General features: G+C 67.9%; 12 protein-coding genes. 8 read left to right on the forward strand and 4 right to left on the reverse strand.

The window, feature by feature from the left end; genetic code table 11:
* Positions 1-65: 65 nt before the first annotated feature.
* A complete protein-coding gene (locus HUA76_RS22365; RefSeq protein ID WP_174459335.1) occupies positions 66-269 on the reverse strand; it encodes a cold-shock protein in 204 nt (67 codons plus the stop codon).
* A 99-nt stretch (positions 270-368) separates the two neighbouring features.
* Complete coding sequence (locus HUA76_RS22370) at positions 369-3,818, reverse strand: tandem-95 repeat protein (protein ID WP_174462022.1); 3,450 nt, start codon at positions 3,816-3,818, stop codon at positions 369-371.
* 200 nt (positions 3,819-4,018) lie between these two features.
* Here HUA76_RS22370 and HUA76_RS22375 point away from each other — a divergent pair, with 200 nt between their 5' ends.
* The gene (locus HUA76_RS22375) at positions 4,019-4,498 is read left to right on the forward strand and encodes a VOC family protein (RefSeq protein ID WP_141648574.1); all 480 of its coding nucleotides are present in this window, start codon (positions 4,019-4,021) and stop codon (positions 4,496-4,498) included.
* 48 nt (positions 4,499-4,546) lie between these two features.
* Here the strand turns inward: HUA76_RS22375 and HUA76_RS22380 are convergent, their stop codons facing one another.
* Entirely contained in the window at positions 4,547-5,401 is an 855-nt protein-coding gene (locus HUA76_RS22380; RefSeq protein WP_174462023.1) for an alpha/beta fold hydrolase, read from the reverse strand.
* A 340-nt stretch (positions 5,402-5,741) separates the two neighbouring features.
* On the opposite strand from HUA76_RS22380, the gene mltG reads away from it, so the two are divergent.
* The 4 genes from mltG to HUA76_RS22400 all read left to right on the forward strand — a co-directional run bounded on the left by mltG (position 5,742) and on the right by HUA76_RS22400 (position 13,810).
* A complete protein-coding gene (gene mltG, locus HUA76_RS22385; RefSeq protein WP_141648576.1) occupies positions 5,742-6,758 on the forward strand; it encodes an endolytic transglycosylase MltG in 1,017 nt (338 codons plus the stop codon).
* 199 nt (positions 6,759-6,957) lie between these two features.
* On the forward strand, positions 6,958-9,867 hold the full coding sequence (locus HUA76_RS22390) for a DNRLRE domain-containing protein (RefSeq protein ID WP_371823508.1): 2,910 nt from the start codon (positions 6,958-6,960) through the stop codon (positions 9,865-9,867).
* Between the two features lie 137 nt (positions 9,868-10,004).
* On the forward strand, positions 10,005-12,986 hold the full coding sequence (locus tag HUA76_RS22395; RefSeq protein ID WP_174462024.1) for a DNRLRE domain-containing protein: 2,982 nt from the start codon (positions 10,005-10,007) through the stop codon (positions 12,984-12,986).
* Between the two features lie 284 nt (positions 12,987-13,270).
* On the forward strand, positions 13,271-13,810 hold the full coding sequence (locus tag HUA76_RS22400) for a hypothetical protein (RefSeq protein WP_141649182.1): 540 nt from the start codon (positions 13,271-13,273) through the stop codon (positions 13,808-13,810).
* Between the two features lie 55 nt (positions 13,811-13,865).
* On the opposite strand, the gene HUA76_RS22405 is transcribed toward HUA76_RS22400, so the two are convergent.
* Positions 13,866-14,204, reverse strand: coding sequence for a TerB family tellurite resistance protein (locus HUA76_RS22405; protein ID WP_141649183.1), 339 nt, complete (start codon positions 14,202-14,204; stop codon positions 13,866-13,868).
* Positions 14,205-14,294: 90 nt separating this feature from the next.
* Here HUA76_RS22405 and HUA76_RS22410 point away from each other — a divergent pair, with 90 nt between their 5' ends.
* The 3 genes from HUA76_RS22410 to HUA76_RS22420 all read left to right on the forward strand — a co-directional run bounded on the left by HUA76_RS22410 (position 14,295) and on the right by HUA76_RS22420 (position 16,899).
* The gene (locus HUA76_RS22410; protein ID WP_141649184.1) at positions 14,295-14,804 is read left to right on the forward strand and encodes a GNAT family N-acetyltransferase; all 510 of its coding nucleotides are present in this window, start codon (positions 14,295-14,297) and stop codon (positions 14,802-14,804) included.
* Between the two features lie 107 nt (positions 14,805-14,911).
* On the forward strand, positions 14,912-16,309 hold the full coding sequence (selA, locus tag HUA76_RS22415; RefSeq protein WP_174462025.1) for an L-seryl-tRNA(Sec) selenium transferase: 1,398 nt from the start codon (positions 14,912-14,914) through the stop codon (positions 16,307-16,309).
* Positions 16,306-16,899, forward strand: coding sequence for an HNH endonuclease (locus tag HUA76_RS22420; RefSeq protein WP_141647233.1), 594 nt, complete (start codon positions 16,306-16,308; stop codon positions 16,897-16,899). Before selA ends, HUA76_RS22420 begins: the two co-directional genes overlap by 4 nt.
* Positions 16,900-17,111 lie beyond the last annotated feature (212 nt).

A 17,111-nucleotide genomic window follows, 5' to 3' on the forward strand; every position in this document is an offset into this window, starting at 1 on the left:
AGCAGCCGAGGGCAGGACTGTTCCCCCGGCCATGGATCGGCTTCCTCCGTTGAGGCACGTCCTCCCTAAATCGGCCGGATGTTCTGCGCGTTCAGCCCCTTGGGCCCCTTCGTCACCTCGAATTCGACCCGCTGGTTCTCCTGGAGAGACCTGAAGCCGTCCGCGTTGATGGCGGAGTGATGTGCGAACACGTCCTCGCCTCCGTCATCCGGGGTGATGAAGCCAAAACCCTTGGCATCGTTGAACCACTTCACGATTCCCGTCTTCATACTGCCGTCCTCGTGTGCCACGCCTGGGGATGTCCAGGTGATTGGTAATGAAATAGGGATGGGCGGGAAGGATTGCCCCAGCCCTGGAGCAGGGCGTGCTCAGGCTCGCATGCTCTGCTGGGGACGGTTCACGATGAACTTCGAGCAGCGGACGCGCGGTTGCCGCCGTGCAAGCAGGCACAGGGCGACGAGCGCGAGCAGCAACGGCGTCACGGAGCCTGGAGCGGCGCCGCAGCCGAGAGCCCCCAGCCGGGGCTCTGAGTCGATGGAATAAGTCGCGGACTTCTCCACCTGGATGCGCACCGTCCCTGTCGAAGCCAGTCCCGCGCCGTCGGTGACGGTGAAGACGAGTGACACCTCTCCCTCGAAGTCAGGCGCCGCCTCGTACGTCATCGAGGGCGCCTTGCCGGACAGCTCGCCTGAAGCGGGGCGCGCGCTCACCGAGTAGGTCAGTGCGTCCTGGTCCGCATCCCGGGCATCGAGTACCACCGCGCGTCGCTCGCCAGCCTTCATCGTGAGCCGCGCGTTGCTCGCGATGGGGGCATGATTCACGGGCGTGATGTGCAGCGTCACCGTCGCGAAGGTGGTGTACTCCCCATCGCTGACCGCGAACGTGAAGGAGTCCTCGCGCGATGCGCCCGCCCTGGGCCGGTACACGACATGGGGCAACGTGCCCGTGAGTTCTCCCTGCGACGGGCCTTCGCTCAACTCGAAGGTGATGATGTCTCCGTCCACGTCGCGGCCTTCCAGCTCCAATTCAACCGGTCCCTCCGCGGACACGGTGACCTCGCGGGACATGGCCACGGGGGCGTCGTTGACGGGTTTGACGGAGAGGAGCACCTGGGCGGAGGTCGACTCGGTCACCCCATCACTCACGCGAAACGTGAGGTAGTCCTCGCCGTGGAAGTCGGGGTGGGGCGTATAGACGAGGTTGGGGGTCGTGCCCGAGAGCCGGCCGTGGCGGGGCAGCTCCACCAGCGAGTACTTCAGCGTGTCGTTGTCAGCAGCCAGGCTCTCCAGAATGAGCTCGACGGAGGTGTCCTCCGTGAGCACTTCCGAGCGATCAAACGCCATGGGGTCGATCTGCTCGGATTGCGGGAACCACATCCCCGGCTGCCCATGCTCATCCTCGAGGCCGCTCGTCACATAGACATAGCCTTCCTCTCCCTGGATGTCCGCAGGGGGCGTATCGGTGACGATGTTCACGAGGTCGTCGTCGGCCACGTCCTGTGCCGGATGTTCGATGGCGACCTCGGGAGCTGACGGGTGCGGGATGCACATCTTGGCGTTGGAGCCTCCGGACGGCCCTCGTGCCGGAGCCACGGCGAGGGGCGCGGCGTCGTAGTCCACCATGCGCGCGTGGACGCGGAGCGCGGCGTAGGGCGGTCCGACGAAGCGCTGGTAGGCGAGCAGGAAGCGGTTGGCCCCGACGGACGTCGCGCTCGGGAGTTGATACTCGAGCGCCAGCGTACCTAACTCGACGGGGGTATCGACCGTCCCGCTCGCTGAGTCGATCCTCGCGCCGAGCAACAGGTTCGCCGTACTGTCACCCGGCGCGGACGAGAGCCAGTACACGAGTGTGGAGGTGCCGGTCGCCGCCACCTGGGCCTGCCCCCAGAATGGCGGCTCCTGCCCCGGTGACGAGAGCAGCCAGGGCTCCGGGTCCACCACCATTCCCTCCGTGTCCACGCGGAGCGCGCGGACGGTTCCTCCCTCCGTCCACGCGATGACGTGGTTCGTCCCGTCGAAGGCAATGGACGGCTTTTCGGGCGTCAGCTCGCTCTGCCGAACCAGGATGCGGCCCGGCGCGAGGACGGTGCCGGCCCTGCTCACGCGGACCGCCTCCAGTCGTCGGAGCACGCCGCTGCCGGAGGGATGGACCTCCCAGACGGCGAGGAAGTTCGTTCCGTCGAACGAGACCGCCGGGTAGGACTCCGGGGCCCCACCGCCCAGGTCGATGCCCAGTGGATCGAGCACGACATCCGTGGGGCTCACGCGCGCTCCCCGGGCGATATCTCCGAAGCCAGACGACACCGGCGGCTCATCCCAGACCGCGAAGCAATCACCCCCACCACAGGCGAGTCGGGGTGCGTCGAGGAAGGACCGATGGGCGTGGATGGGGAACTCGCGTCGCACGGGGACTCCGCTCGCGGAGATGCGGCGGCCATGGAGTCTGGGTGTCTCGATGCCCGTTCGGGTGTCGCGCCACACGACCAGGTAGTTCGTCCCATCAAAGGCGACGGCGGGGTCACCCTGATCGCCGGCCGTCTGGGAGATGACAAAACCTCCCGGCGTCAGCTCCACGCCCTCCACGCTCAGCAGGGTGCCGTAGAGGTCCGTCCCCTGGGGAAACGGGCGCTGCTCCATCCAGACCAGCAGGGTGCGATTGCCATCCGAGGCCACCGCGGGCTCCTCCTGGCGGTTGGCGGACGTGCTGACCAACAGGCTCTCGGCGAGCACCGTGCCCGTGTTGCTCACCCGCGTCGCACGGATGTCCTCCTTGTCTTCGTCCTTCCCCCCATACCAGGTGACGAAGAACTCAGTTCCCGTTGACGCCATCCCACAGGGAGACGCAGTGAAGTTCCTGCGGTTCGCTACGAGCACCCGTCCGTTGGGATCCAGCACACCCCCGGAGGTCGTGATGCGCGCGCCATGGATGCCGCCGTAGCGCACGCCGTCGACGTATCGCATGTCATGCCATGCGACCAGGAAGTGCGTGCCATTGAAGGCCACGCTGGCCATGGATTGATGCGCGAAGTTCGTGTGGATGATGAAGGTCCCCAGGACGAGGCCCTCGGGGCTCACCCGCGCCCCAAGAATGTCCCGATTGAAGTCGAGCGGATTGCCGCGCGTGGAGACGACGAGGAAGTGGGTGCCACCCCAGGAGACCGTCGGCTCCCTGCCTTCACCCAGCTCCAGGCCCATGATGTCGAGCACGTCGCCCGAGGACGAGAGCCGTGTCCCTCGGAGCGTGGGGCCCAGGTCGGGGGCGTATTCGCTCCAGGTGACCAGGTACTGGCTGCCCGAGAACGCCACGGTGGGCTTCCCATACACGCTTCCCGGGGCTGCACTGGCGAGTCGTCTGGGTGTGGGCTCCACCAGTTGGCCCTCCGGCGTGACATGTGCGCCCAGGATGAGGTCACCTGCTTCACCCGGCCGCGTCGCATGCCAGACGACGAAGAAGTTCGTCCCATCGAAGAGCACATGAGGGGTGGTGCTCTTGTCCGCGATGGGGCTGATGAGGACTCCCGCCGGGTCCAGCACCTCTCCCGTCGGACTCACGCGGGCCGCGTAGATGCGCCCGCTTGAGCCGCCGTGCCGGTAGTCGGTCCACACCACCAGGTGGTGCGTTCCATTCCAGGCCACGGCTCCGTCGAACTGGTGGTCGCTCGCGGGGCCCATCGTCACGGCGCCGACCAGGGTTTCGAAGGAGAGCCCTGGTGCGAGGAATGCCGGGCGGGAGTCCGCCCACGCGGGCGTCACGGCCGCGATGCAGAGAAACACGGCGAGGCAGGCGAAGCCTCGCGGGCTCATTCGAAGAGACGACATGTGGACCTCGGGGAGCGCGGAGTCGGGACCGGCGAGCCGCCAGTGGATCGGCGGCGGACAGGGTCAGCAGACTCCCTGAGGCGTGATTCTCGCATCACGGAACCATCATGGGTTCCTCACACGGGGTGCATTTCGTCCAATCCCCCCGCGTGCCAGATGGGCAGACTGTGGATATCCACCCTTGAACCAGGAGGTTCGTGATGAAGCCAGACACCACGGTTGCCATGAAGAAGGACGTGTCCCCGCAGCCTCGGTTGGGCATCCAGCTCGTGATGAAGAACGCGACCGCCGCGCTCACGTTCTATTCCCAGGTCTTCGGCGCCGAGGAGCGGATGCGGCTGGTGGAGCCCTCCGGTCGCCTGGGCCATGCGGAGATGCTCCTGGGCGGAGTGGTGCTGTCCATCGCGGATGAGTATCCGGAGTACGGAATCGTCGGGCCGCAGAGTCGGGGAGGGGCGACGAGCCTGCTCAACCTCTCGGTCGACGACGTGGACGCCATGGCCCAACGGGCCATCGCCGCCGGAGCCGTGCTGGAGCGTCCCATCAAGGACGAGTTCTACGGCGACCGCGTGGCCCACATCCAGGATCCGTTCGGCCACCGCTGGTCGCTCTCCATGCGCATCGAAGAGGTGTCTCCGGAGGAGATGCAGCGGCGCTTCCTGAAGATGGTGGGAGGCTGAACGGCCCGCGCGGGTGGTTGAGCTGGCCCGCGCGGCCTGTTCGTCGCGTTAGCCCTTGATGAAGAGCAGCAGGTCCTCGTTGATGACGTCCTTGTGGGTCGAGCACATGCCGTGGGGGAAGCCCTTGTAGGCCTTCAACTGCGCGCCCTTCACGAGCGTGGCGGTGATCTTCCCCGCGCCCTCGAAGGGGACAATCTGGTCGTCGTCGCCGTGCATCACCAACGTGGGCACGTCGAACTTCGCCAGGTCCGCGCGGAAGTCCGACTCCGAGAAGGCCTTGATGGTGTCGTACTCGGACTTCAGCGAGCCCTGCAGACCCTGGAGGCGGAAGCTCTCCCTCAGGCCCTCGGAGACCTTCGCTCCCGGCCGGTTGAAGCCGTAGAACGCCATGCTCAGTTCTTTGAAGAAGGAGGAGCGGTCGCCACGCACGCCCGAGCGGATGTCGTCGAAGACCTTCATGGGCAGGCCATTCGGGTGCCAGTCCGTCTTGAGCATGATGGGAGGCACGGCGCCAATGAGCACGGCCTTGGCGACGCGAGAAGTTCCATGGCGGCCGATGTACCGCGTCACCTCGCCGCCGCCCGTCGAGTGGCCGACATGCACGGCCTTGCGCAAGTCGAGCGCGGCGGTCAGCTCCGCGAGGTCATCCGCGAAGTGGTCCATGTCGTGGCCTTCCCATGGCTGTGACGAACGCCCGTTGCCACGACGATCATGCGCGATGGTGCGGAAGCCTCGTTCGGACAGGTACATCATCTGGTCTTCCCAGGCATCGGCCGTGAGCGGCCAGCCATGGGAGAAGACGATGGGTTGTCCGTCCTTGGGACCCCAGTCCTTGAAGTAGATCTGGGTTCCGTCGCGAGTCGAAAGGTAGCTGCCCTGGAGCTTGCCGGCTTGAGTGGCCATACGAGGGTCCTCGGGTCGTGGGTAGATGCAACGGTTGCGAAGATGTGCCCCGTGTTCATGACCCGCCATCGGCCCCTGGCTCTCTGGCCCCTCTCCGGAAGAACTGGGGTGGCTGACCCTCTGTACAAAGGACGGCGCCGCGTCTTGTCGCCATCGTCACGCGCACGTTCGCGAGGGAGTTCGCACCTGGAGGCCAGTCGGAACGGATGACCCAAGGCAGGGGGACGAGGAGGGGCCGTGGCCCGTGCCGCCTGGTTGGTGGCCGGGCCAGCGCCCGGGAGCGGACATCCGGTGACTCGAATGGATGCACGGCGGGACGACGGTGCTACCCTGCGCCGCGATGAAGAAAGTCCTCGTGAGTCTGGCAGTGGTCTTCGTGCTGTTGGCGGCTGCGGGTGTGGGTGCGTTCTGGTGGGTGGAGCAGGCGGCGCATCAAGCCGTCGCGGCCCCCGGCGCGACCCCCGTGGAGTTCACCGTCCCCAAGGGCACTTCCGGGAGAGGCCTGGGCGTGCTGCTCGCCAACCAGGGCCTCATCCGTGATGCGCGGGTGTGGCGCTGGCACCTCTTCCGTCGTGGCTCGTTCTCGCCCAAGGCGGGACGACACCCGGTGAGCCCGTCCATGACGGTGGCGGAGCTGGCCACGGTGCTGGAGGGCAACCCGCTCCCCGACGACATCCCGTTCCTGGTGGTGGAGGGCTGGCGCCTGCGGGACACCGACGCGGCGCTCACGGCGGCGGGCTTCATCACCGCGGGCGCGTACATCACCGCGGCCAGCAATCCCAGTCGCTTCACCGCGCCGTTCCCCCTGCCCACCACCACCCTGGAGGGCTACCTGTACCCGGAGTCCTACGGCGTGATTCCGGGGAAGTTCGACGTCGAGGACCTCATCCAGCGTCAGTTGAATGCCTTCGGGGAGCGCTTCTACACGCCCAACCGGGACGCCATCTCCAAGAGCGGGAGGACGCTGCACGAGGTGGTGGTGATGGCCTCCATGCTGGAGCGCGAGGAGCCCGTGCCGGACCAGCGTCCGCTGGTCGCGGGCATCCTCTGGAAGCGCGTGGACAAGGGCTATCCGCTCGGCGTGGACGCGACGTCGCGGTACGTGCTCGCGCAGTGGAATGACCGCAAGGCGTTCCTCCAGCGACTGAGGGACCCCGAGGACCCGTACAACACGCGTCATCGCAAGGGCCTGCCCCCGGGTCCCATCGGCGCGCCCACGGTGGCGTCGCTCCAGGCCGCCATGGCGCCCACGCCGAGCGAGTTCTGGTACTACCTGCACGACGCGCAGAAGACGCTGCGCCCCTCGCGCAACGCGGAAGAGCACGAGGCGCTGCGCCGCAAGTACAACGTGTACTGACGCCGCGGGACACGGTGCTCGCTCCCTCGCCCACCAGGTAGAGGGAGCGCACCGGCCCTGACTGGCGTGACTGTTGCTCACCCATCGTCTCCTCTGGTCTCAAGGGAGCGGTGACGTGAGGCGGATGACGGTCGGGGCGGGTTGGAGGGGCTGGGGAGTGGTGTTCGCGCTCCTGAGTGGGTGCGGGGCTTCCCAAGGTGTGGCGCCGGGTTCCACGGAGGTGGTCGCTCCTCCAGATGGTCGGCGTGAGGAACTCGTCACCCGGACGGTGACGTTCGTCGCGGCGGCGGACACGCACGTCGTGGCGACGTCTCCGACGACGAGCTTCGGCTCCTCGGAGACGCTGGTGCTCGGTCGCTCGCCCGATGCCGAGGCCTACCTCCGCTTCCTCATCCAGCCCTTCGAGGGGACGATGACGACCGCGCGCCTGCGCCTGTACGTGCTGGAGGGCACGGAGGACGGGCCCACCGTCCACGACCCGCCAGGAGTCCGGACATGGAACGAGCTGACGACGTGGGACACGCGTCCGCAGTGGGGCGGCTATTGGGCGCTCGTCAGCGCGGGCCCCGTCGCCAGCGGGACGTGGATGGAGCTGGATGTCAGCGACCTGCACGTTTCCCAGAGCAGCTATCTCGACATCTTCATGGGGGGAGACAGCCCGGATGGCGTGACGCTCGCGTCGAGCGAACACCCGGACCCCGCGCTGCGCCCCCAGCTCGTCCTCACCATCGAGTCCGCGAAGGACCATCCGCCTCCGCGCCCCGAGCCACTCCCGGTGTCGGGTACGCCCGTTTCGTTCGCTCCGAGCGCTGACACGTTTGTCTCCGTGGATGTGCCGGACTCCTCGGCCGGTGGTGTGTCGGAGGCGCTTCGCGTCGGGAGCACGCCGGAGCGAGAGGCGCATCTTCGCTTCTCCGTGCAGGGGCTGACGGAGACGGTGCAGCGCGCGGTGTTGCGCCTGCGCGTTCGCGAGGATGGCACGGAGGGAGGGCCCTCGGTCTTCGCCACGCAGGGGGCATGGAGCGAGGCTGTCACCTGGAACACGCGCCCGACGAAGGTGGGCGGCTCGCTGGACCGCGCACCGTTCCTCGCGCCGTTCGGCTTCGCGGACTACGACGTGACGGAAGAGGTGCGAGGCGATGGCGACGTCACCTTCGGCCTGTATGCGAACTCCGGCGACGAGGTGTCGTTCCACTCGCGAGAGGTCCTCGCACTCGAGCCCCAATTGCTCGTCTGGACGGGGGCGCCCCGGACTGCTCCGACGGATGACTGCCTGACACGCCAGGAGGTTCTCGCGACCTCCATCCTCGCGTCGCAGGACACCTTCGTCACGCCGGACAGCCCCACCACGCAGCATTACCGCGAGGCCTCGTTGCGTGTGGATGCGTCACCGCGCGCGGAGAGCTACCTGGAGTTCGACGTACAACTGGGGGCGGCGCCGGTCCGCCGCGTGTTGCTGCGCCTCTATGCACTGGATGCCTCCGGGAATGGGCCCCGGTTGTTCCAGGCCGCTCCGTTCGATGAGGCGACGACGGACTGGTATCGCAAGCCCGCCATCATGGGGGGCGTGGTGGGGGACCTGGGGGCGCTGAAGAAGGACCAGTGGGTGGAGCTGGACGTGACGGACGTGGTGACGACGTCGGGGCGTCACGCCTTCGCGTTGCTCGATGGTTCCGCGGATGGGATGCGCTTCGCCTCGTCCGAGATGGAGGAGCGAGGGCTGCTCTCCGTCGCGCCGCGACTGGTGGTCATCACCGACAGCGAGCCCTTCTGTTCCTACCAGGGCACGCCTCCATCAGGCTCGACGGCGTGGGTGACTCAGTCGAGCGACCCCTCGGCGGAGCTTTCGACTCACTCGGCCCCCGCGCTCGACGGCGGCTTCGTCGTCATCAGCAGGGTGGAGCAACCGGTGACCAGTCCCCCGTCTTCCGAGCGGACGGATGTCGTCACCCTTCACCGCGCGGACGGGAGCGTCGCGTGGAGCCGCGCGTTCTCCCATCCGCAGGTGTCCTTCGAGCGGGTGGTGGTGACGAAGCAGGGAAATGTCCTGGTGGCGGGGAGCTACCTCGGTGCACCGGACCTGGGCACGGGCGCGCTGCCGCGAGGGCAGGGCATGTTCGTGATGAAGCTTTCGCCCACGGGCGGGGTGGTCTGGACGCGTGGCTACAAGGCGTGGTTCCAGCGGATGGACGAGTCCGTCGACAACCCGATGCAGGTGCTCGACCTGGCGACGGACGCGCATGGCAGCGCGCTCGTGGTGGGGACCTTCTGGGGCTACACGGACTTCGGAGCGGGGCCCGTCTATTCCGGCAAGCCGTTCCCGTATGACGACACGTATCCGAACTCCTTCGTCCTGAAGCTCCAGTGGGACGGCGCCTATCAGTGGGCGCGCACGCTGACGTCGGACTCGCTCCGGGGAGCCCAGGCGACAAGCGTGGCGGTGGACGCGGAGGAGCGCGTCACCGTCGGCGGCTGGGCGGGGCAGGGCACGGACTTTGGAGCGGGTGCCATCACCCAGAACGGCGCCTTCGTGGCGCGCTGGGATGCGAGCGGTGCACCTGTCTGGTCCCGGGTCATCCCGGTCTATTTCAGTGGGCTGTCCACGCTGGCGTTGTTGCCCGACGGCGGCGTCTTCTTCACGGGGAACTTCGGAGGCCGCTTCACGTTCGCCGGGCAGGAGTACGCGAGCCGGGAGCCGGACGAATACGATGGCGGGCCGCGCGACACGATGCTGGGCCGCCTGAGCGCGACGGGCGACGAGGTGACGCTGAGGCAGCTCCAGGACGTCGACTTCCATGACCTGGTGGTGGATGCGTCGGGGAACGTCGTGACGTCGCAGCTTGGAGGCGGAAGCAGGCTGGGGCTCGGGGACGTCGGTCCGACGGAAGAGGGTGCGTCGTTGCGCCCGACGGTGGCGGGCTTCGGCGTCGACCTGCGGACGCGCTGGGTTCGCGTGTTCGCTCCGCTCCAGTCGCAGCTCCTCCTGTCTCCGGTGAGTGATGGCCTCGTGGTGACCGCGGACCTCAAGACGCCCTTCGAGCTGGAGGGCACCTGGTACACGCCCCGCGAGCGTCGCTCGGACTTGCTGCACTTCAAGCTCCGCCCTTGAGCGGTGCGGGCACCCCGCGAGACTTCCAACGGACAGATGGATTGGCGCACCTGTTGCTCACGCATCGTCCTGGCTGGACCCGAAGGAGAGATGACGTGAGATACGTGACAGGCGGAGTGGTGGGTTGGAGTCTGGGAATGGCGCTCGCACTCCTGGGTGGGTGTGTGAGTTCCCAGGGTGAAGTGTCTGCTTCCACGCTGGATGCGGCCCCGGACGGCCAGCGGCGTGACGAACTCAATACACAGGCGGTGACCTTCATCGCGGCGGCGGACACGCACGTGGTGTCGACGTCACCGACGACGAGCTTCGGGTCGTCACCGACGATGGAGGTGGACCGGTCTCCAGAGTCGGAGGCGTACCTGCGCTTCCTCATCACCCCGTTCGAGGGGACGCTGACGACGGCGCGGCTGCGGGTCTATGCGTTGGATGGCTCGTCGGATGGGCCCACCGCGCATGACCCCCGGTTGGATGGACGCAACTGGAACGAGCTGACGACGTGGAACACACGTCCACCCCCGGCCAACAACATCCTCGCCAGCGCGGGCGCAGTGACGAGCGGCACCTGGATTGAGCTGGATATCTCCGACCTGCACATCTCCCAGAACGCCTATACCGACGTCCACCTGCGGCCCGACAGCACGGATGGAGTGACGATTGCGTCGAGCGAACATCCAAACGCCGCGCTGCGTCCCCAGCTCGTCCTCACCGTCGAGTCGGCGGAGGACCATCCTCCGCACCGTCCCACGCCGCTCCCGGTGTCGGGTCCGCCCACGCTCTTCAACGCGAGCGCCGACACGTATGTCTCCGAGGCCGCGCCGGGCTCCTCGGCCGGAGGCACGTCGCGGAAGCTGTGGGTGGACAATGGCCAGAAGCGCGAGGCGTATCTGCGCTTCTCGGTGCAAGGCCTGACGGAGACCGTCCAACGCGCGATTCTGCGTTTGAACGTCTCCGACGAGGGCACGGCGGGAGGTCCCTCCGTGTATGCGATTCAGGGGGCCTGGAATGAGTCGAGCGTCACCTGGAATACGCGCCCGCAGCGGGTGGGCGGCGTGCTGTCCTATGTTCCGTTCCTCTCGCCCCTCGGCACCGTGGAATACGACGTGACGGACCTGGTGCGAGGCAATGGCGACGTCTCGTTCGGGTTGTATGGGAACTCGACCACCCCGGTGACGTTCGTCTCCTGGGAGTCCTCCTCCGTGCCCGGGCCTCAGCTCCTCGTCTGGACGGGTGCGTCCCGCACGGCGCCGGGGGATGCGTGCCTGACGCGTCGGGAGATTGTCTCGACGACCCTCTATCCGCTGCACGACACCTATATCGACCAGTACCGTCCGGACACGACGTTCCACCGCGAGGCGTCGCTGAAGGTGGACACGCAGCCGGGGTTCTACAGCTACCTCGACTTCGACGTGCAGTTGCCGCCGGGACAAGTGCGCCGCGTGTTGCTCCAGTTGTATGCGCTGGAGGCCTCGGACCGCGCGCCCCGGCTCCTCAAGTCCGTTCCGTTCGACCCCAAGGAGACCACCTGGTCTCACCCTCCGCCCTTCGTCAATGAAGTCCTCGCCGACGCGTGGGCGGTGAAGAAGGACGAGTGGGTGGAGTACGACGTGACGGCCACCGTCACCACCTCGGGCCGCCATGCCTTCCAGCTGTATCCCTCCTCGAACGACGGTCTGAGCTTCGCGTCGGTGGATGCGGCGCGGGAGCAGATTCTGGACGCCGCGCCCCGCCTGGTCGTCGTCACGGAGAGCGCGCCGTTCTGCTCGTACCGAGGCACGCAGCCGGCGGGGACCACCACGTGGGTGAAGCAGTCGAACCGTCCCGAGGCGGAGCGCGCGATTCACACAGCCCCCGCGCCGGATGGTGGCTTCGCCGTGCTCAGCGCGGTGGCGCAGACGCAGGATGGGCCGTATTCGGGAGCGGAGACGGACGTCATCACGCTCCACCGCGCGGACGGCGGCGTTGCGTGGACGCGCGAGTTCGCGCACCCGGGGGTCACCTTCAGGAAGGTGGCGGTGACCACCCTGGGCAACGTGCTCGCCACGGGCGAGTACTCCGGCGCACCTGACCTGGGCAAGGGCCCGCTGCCACAGGGGCAGGGCATGTTCCTGCTGAAGCTCACGCCCACGGGCGCGGTGGACTGGACGCGGGGCTACCGGTCCTGGAGCCAGGGAGAGGATGGCCCCGAGGACAACATCATCCCCGTGTACGACCTGGCGACGGACGCGCATGGCAGCGCCGTGGTGACGGGCGGCTTCTGGGGTCATGCCGACTTCGGAGCCGGGCCTGTCTACTCAGGCAAGCCGCGCCCCTATGACGACGAGGGCCCCAACTCCTTCGTCCTGAAGGTCCAGTGGGATGGTGCCTACCAGTGGGCGCGGGTGCTGGCCGGGCAGTCGCTGCGTGGCACCCAGGCGGTGAGCGTGGCCGTGGACGCCCAGGAGAACGTCACCGTCGGTGGCTGGGCGGCCCAGGGCACCGACTTCGGAGCGGGCGCCATCACCGGCCAGGGCCCGTTCGTGGCGCGGTGGAGCGTGAGTGGTGCGCCGCTGTGGGTCTGGCTGCTGCCCACGACCTACGGCCACTACGCGGACGTGCTCGCGGTGGGCGTCCTTCCGGACGGGAGCGTGGCCTTCACGGGGAACTTCGACGGTCGCTTCACCTTCGCGGGCACGTCCTACGCGAGCCTGGAGCCGGACGACTTCTACGACGGGCAGCGTGATGCCCTGTTGGGGCGGCTGAGCGCGACGGGCGCGGAGGTGGCGCTAAGGCAGTTCCAGGACGACAGGGGGCGCAGCCTGAGCTTCGGCTCGCTCGTCGTGGATGCGTCGGGCAACATCATGACGGCTCAGTCCGGGTGGGGTCGCCTGTTGGGGCTCGGCTTCGTGGGGCTCCCCGAGGACGTGGCACCCGACCGCCCCACGCTGGCGGGCTTCGCTCCCAGTCTGGCGACGCGCTGGGTGCGCGTGTTGGATCCTCTCCAGTCGGGTCTCCACCTGGCGCCCGTGGGTGATGGGGTCATCGCGACGGGAACCCTGGCCGCGCCCTTCGAGTTGGATGGGACCTGGTACATGCCCCGCCTGCGCCGGCTGGACCTGCTGCACGTCAAGGTCCGGCCCTGAGCGGCCCCAGCGGAAAATCCTACCGTGAGACTCGGGGGCCGGGCGCCCCCGGGCTTCCGCGCGACGGAGTGGGTCGTGCCTGTCCCCCTGGACCCCGTCAGGACGAGGCGCTGGTCCCCTCGCTGGTGGCGGAGCACCCGATGGGTCGCATGGCCACCGAGGAGGAAGTCACCTTCGCGACGCTCCAACCGCGTGCCCGGGGGGCCGGATTCGTGACGAGGGCCACACTCGCCGTCGATGGTGGCTTCCTCCCGGCCTGATCTGGGGTATTCACGACGGTAGACATGACTCAGCTCCCCAAGAAGCTCCAGGACCACGCCGATGCACTTGCAGCCGCGGACGAGAGACTGACCGCGCTGGACGAGGACGCGCTGCTCGCGGCCCCCGTCGACATCTCCGCGATGCTGCGAACCGGCATCGAACTCCACGAAGAGTTGACGGCCCAGTCGCGCACGCTGGAGACACGCGATTGTGTCGTCGTGACGGGTGACATGGACGTGGAGACCCTGGTGGTGAAGGGCCCCGGCGGCCTGCTCGTCCTCGGCGACCTGAAGGTCGGCACGGCGGAGCTGCACTCCATCGTGCTCGTGCTGGGCAACTGCCACGTCGCCGACCAGATTGTCGGCGAGGGCGAGCCGAACACGCTGACCGTCCTGGGCGAGATTCAGGGCGGACGCTGCGAGATGCGCAAGCAGTTCATCATGCAGTTCCTCGGCGGCGGCAAGCTCACCTCGCTGAAGGACAGCGAGGGCGGCGCGGCGGAGCTGCTGGAGCTGTTGAGCGGCGCGGGCAGCGAGCTGGAAGTCGACGAAGTCGACGCGTAGTCGCTGGACGGACACGGTGCCGGGAGCGCTCTTCCCGGCCCGCGTCCACGCTCAGTCAGCCCGCGACACCGAGCATCTCGCGAATCTGCCGCAGCATCTCGATTTCACTCGGATGGATGTGGCCATCGCTGGAGATGAGGGCGTGCGTCGCCTCGACGACCGCCTGGGGGTTGGAGCGGAGGACTCCCAGGTTGGGGGCGGGCAGGGGGATTCCGTTCTGGAGGCACTTCGCCAGCTCGGCCAGCTCCGGCAACGGCACGCTCATGCCTCGCGCGGTATCCATGATGTGGTCGATTTCCTGGCGGCTCACGCCCTCGTCGCCACTGGCGACCTGGAGCAGCAGCTTGAGGACTTCAATCTGGAACCGGGAGTCGGGGCTCGAGGGGGTGGACATCCGTGGTACATCCTCCAAGGTGGCTCGCAGGCTGACGTGTCTGGACACTTCCGTCCAGGGGTGCCTCGGGCTTTCCGAGGAGATCTTCGCATGAAAGTCCTGGAGACGGAGCGGCTCGTCCTGCGCAGGGTGACGCAGGCGGATGCGCCCTTCATCCTGGTGTTGGTGAATGAGCCAGCGTGGCTGCGCTTCATTGGCGACCGGGGTGTGAAGACGCTCGAGGACGCGTGGGGCTACATCCGCAACGGTCCCCAGGTGTCGTACGAGCGCCATGGCTTCGGCCTGTACCTGGTGGAGCGCAAGTCGGACGGCGCGCCGCTGGGGATGTGTGGCCTGCTCAAGCGCGACTCACTGGAGCACGTGGACATCGGCTACGCGCTGCTGCCCGCGTATTGGGGGCAGGGCTACGCCCAGGAGGCTGTCTCCGCCACGCTCGCTCACGGGTTGCGTGACTTCGGCTTGAAGCGCATCGCGGCCATCGTCTCGAACGACAACGCCAGCTCCATCAAGGTGCTATCGCGGCTGGGGCTGCGGTTCGAGAAGCACATCCGGCTGCCTGGGGCGACCGAGGAAATCAGCCTGTACCTGACGCCCCCCTGAGTCGAGCGCGGAGCACCGCGCGGCACCCGGGCGCGAGCGGGCCGTCACCTGCCTGACACCTCCCCGTCGTTTGGAGATTGGGTGCCACGTCTCCTAGACTCGGAGACGTGGGACCCCCGTCGAACAATGTAGACGGTGGGAAGAACGCGCTCTTGCGCGCCCTCCCCTCCATCGAGCAGCTCCTGCGGCGGCCTTCGCTGGAGCCGCTGCTTGCGGGTGTCCCCAGGGCCAGGGCCGTGTCCGCGCTGAGGTTGGCCGTGGAGCGCGCGCGGGCCCGGCTGCTCCAGGGTGAGCCGCGCTCCTTCGAGGACGCGGACGTGGGCGAGGCGCTGAGCACGCTGGCCACGCCGGGCCTGCGTCCCGTGCTGAACGCGACGGGCGTGGTGCTGCACACCAACCTGGGGCGCGCGCCGCTCGCGCCCGAGGCGGTGGCGCGGGTGGCGGAGGTGGCGCGAGGGTACTCGAACCTCGAATACGACCTGGACGAAGGCGAGCGCGGCAGCAGGTATGCGCCGGTGGTGGGGCTGTTGCGTCAGTTGACCGGCGCGGAGGATGCGCTCGTCGTCAACAACTGCGCGGGGGCCGTATTGCTGGTGTTGGCGGCGCTGGCGGGGGGGCGCGAGTGCATCGTGTCGCGCGGGGAGCTGGTGGAGATTGGCGGTGGCTTCCGCGTGCCGGATGTCATGCGTCAGTCGGGCGCGAAGCTGGTGGAGGTGGGGACCACGAACCGCACGCGCGTGGCGGACTACTCGAGCGTGGTGGGCGCGGAGACGGGGCTGTTGCTGAAGGTGCACCGCTCCAACTTCGCGGTGGTGGGCTTCACGGAGGAGGCGAGCGTGGCGGAGCTGTCCGCGCTCGGGCGGCAGCGCGGCGTGCCCGTGTTCCAGGACCTGGGCTCGGGGGCGCTGGTGCCCATGGCGGGAGAGGGCTTGAGCCAGGAGCCCACGGTGCCCGGAGTCGTGGCCGCGGGGGCGGACGTGGTGGCGTTCTCCGGGGACAAGCTGCTGGGCGGGCCGCAGGCGGGCGTGGTGGTGGGACGTTCCGCGCTGGTGTCGCGCATCAAGGCGCACCCGCTGACGCGGGCGTTGCGTGTGGACAAGCTGACGGTGGCCGCGCTGGAGGCCACGTTGGAGCTGTACCGGGACGGCAGGCCGGAGGCCGTGCCCACCTACAGACTGCTTGCCCAGTCGTCCGAGGAGCTGCGCGCACGGGCGCTGCGGCTCCAGGCGTTGCTGGCCGAACAGGGTGTGAGTGCCCGGGTGGACGGGGTGGTGGGACAGGTGGGCGGGGGTGCCATGCCGCTGGCCCGGTTGCCTTCCTTCGCGTGCAGCCTCACCGTAGGTGCACCGGAATCATTCCTCGAACGCCTGCGCGGCGGCGAAGTGCCGGTTATTGGCAGGATCGCGGATGGCGAGGTGGTCCTCGACGTCCGCTGTCTCGCGAAGGAGGAACTCGCGTCGGTCGCTGAAAGCGTGGCGACCGCAAGTCCCGGGAAACCACCATGATCAACAGCGCCGTCCTCGTACTCAACCGGTACTACCAACCGGTGCACGTCACGTCGGTGAAGCGGGCGTTCTCGCTGCTGTATCAGGGCGTCGCCAAGGCGATTGACCAGCAGTACCGACTCTACGAGTTCGCCGATTGGGCGGCACTGAGCGCCACCAACGACTGCATCACCACCATCAACCGGACCATCCGCGTTCCCCGGGTGCTGGTGCTCAGCGCGTATGACCATCTCCCGCGTGGGAGGGTGCGTTTCTCCCGGCTCAACATCTACGCGCGCGACGCGGACACCTGTCAGTACTGTGGCAAGAACCTCCCCCGCAGCGATTTGAACCTGGACCACGTCATGCCTCGGACCCAGGGCGGCAAGACGACGTGGGAGAATGTCGTGTGCTCGTGCGTGCCGTGCAACCTGAAGAAGGGGGGCCGCACGCCGGAGCAGGCCGACATGAGACTGCTCAAGAAGCCGGTGCGCCCGCGCTGGACTCCGCTGTTCCGAGGCGCTTCGCGCAAGGTGACGTATCAGGAGTGGCTGCCTTTCCTGCACCTCGCGGACGCGTCGTACTGGAACGTGGAGCTGCTGGACGAGTAGGGCGGAGCGCTCGGTCGCCTGTTCACTGGTCAGCCATGCGAGCCCTGTAAATCTGGGTGTCATCCCTCTCGGTGGTGGGGGGATTGATCGACGAAATGGCCGGGGATTGGCGGGGAGTCGACTCGGGCGGTAGGACGGGCTTTGATGCGACCGCCCATGTCCAAACCTTCGCGAGCGCCCCTGGCCGATGCCCGTGCCCTGGGGACCCCGAC

This window comes from Myxococcus sp. CA056 (assembly GCF_013336715.1).
Classification (GTDB): domain Bacteria; phylum Myxococcota; class Myxococcia; order Myxococcales; family Myxococcaceae; genus Myxococcus; species Myxococcus llanfairpwllgwyngyllgogerychwyrndrobwllllantysiliogogogochensis.

What these genes read in the sequence shown, in the direction of transcription:
- HUA76_RS22365 (WP_174459335.1), bottom strand. Translation starts at nt 269, where the DNA reads ATGAAGACGGGAATCGTGAAGTGGTTCAACGATGCCAAGGGTTTTGGC.
- HUA76_RS22420 (WP_141647233.1), top strand. Translation starts at nt 16,306, where the DNA reads ATGATCAACAGCGCCGTCCTCGTACTCAACCGGTACTACCAACCGGTG.
- mltG (WP_141648576.1), top strand. Translation starts at nt 5,742, where the DNA reads ATGAAGAAAGTCCTCGTGAGTCTGGCAGTGGTCTTCGTGCTGTTGGCG.
- HUA76_RS22400 (WP_141649182.1), top strand. Translation starts at nt 13,271, where the DNA reads ATGACTCAGCTCCCCAAGAAGCTCCAGGACCACGCCGATGCACTTGCA.
- HUA76_RS22410 (WP_141649184.1), top strand. Translation starts at nt 14,295, where the DNA reads ATGAAAGTCCTGGAGACGGAGCGGCTCGTCCTGCGCAGGGTGACGCAG.
- HUA76_RS22405 (WP_141649183.1), bottom strand. Translation starts at nt 14,204, where the DNA reads ATGTCCACCCCCTCGAGCCCCGACTCCCGGTTCCAGATTGAAGTCCTC.
- HUA76_RS22380 (WP_174462023.1), bottom strand. Translation starts at nt 5,401, where the DNA reads ATGGCCACTCAAGCCGGCAAGCTCCAGGGCAGCTACCTTTCGACTCGC.
- HUA76_RS22395 (WP_174462024.1), top strand. Translation starts at nt 10,005, where the DNA reads ATGGCGCTCGCACTCCTGGGTGGGTGTGTGAGTTCCCAGGGTGAAGTG.
- HUA76_RS22375 (WP_141648574.1), top strand. Translation starts at nt 4,019, where the DNA reads ATGAAGCCAGACACCACGGTTGCCATGAAGAAGGACGTGTCCCCGCAG.
- HUA76_RS22370 (WP_174462022.1), bottom strand. Translation starts at nt 3,818, where the DNA reads ATGTCGTCTCTTCGAATGAGCCCGCGAGGCTTCGCCTGCCTCGCCGTG.